The 3,333-nt window shown below is 68.3% G+C and carries 4 protein-coding genes; all 4 read right to left on the bottom strand.

Translation table 11 applies throughout. The features are described 5' to 3' along the window. The coding region (locus tag B2W70_RS04160; RefSeq protein ID WP_286743156.1) for a hypothetical protein at positions 1-222 on the bottom strand (222 nt) is incomplete at its 3' end. Next, positions 219-1,052 carry a hypothetical protein gene (locus B2W70_RS04155; RefSeq protein WP_286743154.1) on the bottom strand — a complete coding sequence of 278 codons (834 nt, stop codon included), beginning with the start codon at positions 1,050-1,052 and terminating at the stop codon, positions 219-221. The genes B2W70_RS04155 and B2W70_RS04160, both read right to left, overlap by 4 nt. Continuing rightward, positions 1,049-2,614 (bottom strand): PilN domain-containing protein, encoded by a 1,566-nt coding sequence (locus B2W70_RS04150; protein WP_286743153.1) that lies wholly within the window; start codon positions 2,612-2,614, stop codon positions 1,049-1,051. The genes B2W70_RS04155 and B2W70_RS04150 overlap by 4 nt, the downstream gene beginning before the upstream one ends. Before the next feature lie 138 nt (positions 2,615-2,752). Beyond that, the coding region (locus B2W70_RS04145) for a DUF1631 family protein (protein ID WP_286743151.1) at positions 2,753-3,333 on the bottom strand (581 nt) is incomplete at its 5' end.

The raw sequence follows: 3,333 nt of genomic DNA, 5'->3' as shown, positions 1-3,333 counted from the left end.
AGGCGCAGGTGCGCTGGCGGCACTGGCGGCCTCGGGCGCCACCGCAGCAACGCCCAGGGCAGTGCCTCCACCAGAGCGATCGACCTTGACCAGGCCGGCCGGCGGGCGGGTCGGGTCGTTCAAGCCCAGCAGCGGGTTGGTCTGGGCCAAGGCGCTGTGAAGCCAGCCACCCAGGGCCAACATGGCTGCGGCGCTCAGGCAAGAGAAGGAAAGCCGGCTCATGGGGCAATCTCCAAGGGATCGCGGTCCGGGCTGTAGGTTTGCACCTGCAGCGTCAGCGTGGGCGGCGCGCCATCGACCACGCTCAGGGTCATGCCGCTCCAAAGCAGGCGGCGAGGCAGTTGCTCGATGCTTCGCAACCAGCCCACCAGGTCCAGGTAGGGACCGGACACGCTGATCTCCAGGCCATGGCTGTAGAGCACCGGGGTGGCACCAACAGGGGCCGAAGCACCCTGCGCGCCATTGAACTGGACCTCGACCGGAGCCTGGGTGCGCATCGCCTTGAGCCGCAATTGGCCCTGCTGCGCCAGCAGCCCTTCCAAAAGGTTCTGCATCTCACGCGCGGGGGCCATCATCGACTGCTGACGCGCCAGCTCCTGCTCGCCATCGGCCAGGCGCTTGCGCAACTCGGCCTGCTCCTTCTGAGCGGCCATGAGCCGCGTGGCCAGCTCCACCCGTTTGCGGTTGAGCTCGGTCTGCATGGCATCGCGGGCCATGGTGGCGACCTGCTCGCGTTGACGCGCGGCCTTCAGGGCCTCGAACGCCGGGGTGATCAGCGTCAGGTCGCACAAGTAGGCGATCAGAGCGATCAGGGCCCCGATCAACAGCCGACGCTCGTTGAGCAAACGCCCATCGAACTGGCGCCGCAGCTGTCGCCAACGCAACAGCGCCTGAGGCGCCCATTTGTCCAGGCCCGGGATGTTCAACGACGCACGGGCAGCTGGGACCGCAGGGGCTTGCGCCTGCGCACCAGCCGTCGCACCCGCGAAGCGCCCAAGCCCCGGCAGCGAGAGCTTCGGCCAAGACAGAGCGGGGAGTTTGAGGCCCTTCATGGGGTCTCCTTCTGGGTCGCCACGCGCTCGGCCGCCTCACGGCCACGCAACGTGAATTCGGTGATGCCGGAGGGGACCGACCCCTCTTCCGACACCGTGTCACGCACCTCGATCTGCGCAAAGCGCCTGCTGCGGAACCGGTCTTCCTTCTCCAGTCGACGCAGGTAAGCGGGCAACAGCCCCGGGTTGGTCATGCGGCCACGCAGCTCGAGGTCGCGGCCATCGCCACGCACCTTCAAGCCAGTGATCCACAAGCCCGGCTGGGTTTGACGGCCCAGCGAAATCAACAGGTCCGAGTAACCCATGGACGTGGCGCTCACGTTGCCCTGCAACACCTGGCGAAGCTGCGTCTGCACCGCCTCTTTGCGTTGCAGCTCTTCCAGCTCACGGGTGACGTTGCTCGCCTGGGGTTCGGTCACCGAGCGCTGCAGCTGGGCCAACTCGGCCTCGACCTGCTGGGCCCGCGTGGTCGCGTGGCTGGCCCACAGGCTCAGGCCCACGCCCACCGACAAGCCCAGCGCCGCCACGACGCCGGCCAGGCGCAAGCCCATCTGGGCGCTCCAAGGGCCGCCGGAGCCTGCGGCTTCGTTTTCATCCACGAAGCGCAGCTGCTGTCGCCCGGCCGCTTCGGCCATGGGCCGCAAGGCGCCGCCCAGGGCGCACAGGTCGGCCAGGTGGACCCCGCTGCTCACCCAGGGGTGGGCCTCTCCCAGAGGTGACAGGTCGATCCAGTCGCTCAAGCGGAAAGCCTGCACCGGCACGTAGATCAGGTCCGAGAGCATGGGCAGGACTTCCTCGCCGCTGCCCGGGGGCAAGACCACCGACAGGCCTTGCAGCGAGACCTCGCTGTGCATGCGCTCGAAGGTGTCGATGGTGCGCAGCACCTCCAGCGAAGCCCGGCTGAGTGCCCCCTCGCGAGACTCGCTCGAGCTGGCCATCGCAGAGCCCTGCACCTCGATGTGGCGAGCCATGACCAGCTCGCCCTGGTATGTGATGACCAGCAAAGAGCTGTTTTCACCGAAGGCCAGCAGGGCGTGGGCCTTGCCTTCCTCCTCACCCAAGGCGCTGACGTTGCGCAAGGCGGTCTCGGGCACATCCAGCGCCGTCCAGTGCAGGCCGGCGTCATCCACGTCGGTTTGCACCTGCACGAAACGCGCACGCGGCAGCACCACGGTCAGCGTCGGGCGACTCTGGCGCAACTGGGTGGCCTCGGGCACCTCCAGCACGTCGATGAGCGCGTCATCGACCTCGAAATCCACGTGATCGCGCAGCGACCAGCGCAGCGCATCGGCCCATTCGGAGCGGGGCACATCGGGCGCGGGGATGGCCACCAGGCGGGCTGCGTCGTTGGTCAGCAGCCCGACCAGCTTGGACGAGCCCAGCCGGCGCTGCCGGTTCAGGGTCTGCAGGCCATTGCTCAGGCTGGACGCATCCACCCGGCCCACCCACTGAACCGACGGGCGGTCGGCGCCATGCACGACTTCCACGGCGAGCAACACGGCGCCATCCTGGGCAAGGCCCACCCAGGGCGATGAGGTGTTGGACGGTCGACGAAAGGCCATGCGGGACTCCGAGAAGCTTGTCGGAGATGCTGCCAGAGCCCTTTTTACGAAGTGGAAGGAATAAACGCGCCTTCGTGCGTTATTTCTCGCAGCCCGCCCAGATGTCACGGGCGGACAGATCCGCCCTGCTGGCGGGGGTCACTGCAGCAGGCGTGCGGGGTCGGCGTCGAGCTTGGCCAGGGCCTCGCGCGTGGCGCGAGTGGTCAAAGACTCTTCTTCCAGCGGCACCATCAGGCCCGCCTGCAGGAAGGCGCCCAGGCGGTGCAGCTGGAACAGCACACCACGGCCGCCCGGGGTCACGAACAAGCTGAGCTGCTTGTGCAGGCCCTGCCAGGCCAGCTGCACGTGCTCATGCCGGCCACGGTAGTCGAGGTTGAACCAGGCGCCGATCTGCAGCTCGCGCGCCCAGGCCTGCATGGCCGGGGTCGGCATCGAGCCACCTTCGGCCACGATCTCCAGGTCTTCGGTTTCGTGCCCAGACAGGTCACGCAGGGTGTCCACGTCCAGCTCGACCCCGGTGAGGTCGGGCAGCAACTCATCGAGGGCTTCGAGTCGCTGGGTCAGCTCGCGCAGCACGGTGGACGACAGCGGTGCCGAGCGGGCCGAGAAGGCCGCCGCCAGCGCCGTGTTGAGCGACTGGATGTGGCGGTCCTGGGCGTCGCTGGGCAGGCCGGCGCGCATCATGCCTTCGCGCACGGTCTTGAGCAGCGGCGGCAGGC

The sequence above is a fragment of the Aquabacterium sp. UBA2148 genome, from assembly GCF_002328915.1.
Classification (GTDB): Bacteria; Pseudomonadota; Gammaproteobacteria; order Burkholderiales; family Burkholderiaceae_C; genus Aquabacterium; species Aquabacterium parvum.
Note: the sequence above shows the minus strand (reverse complement) of the source record. Positions and strands in the feature narration are given on the sequence as shown.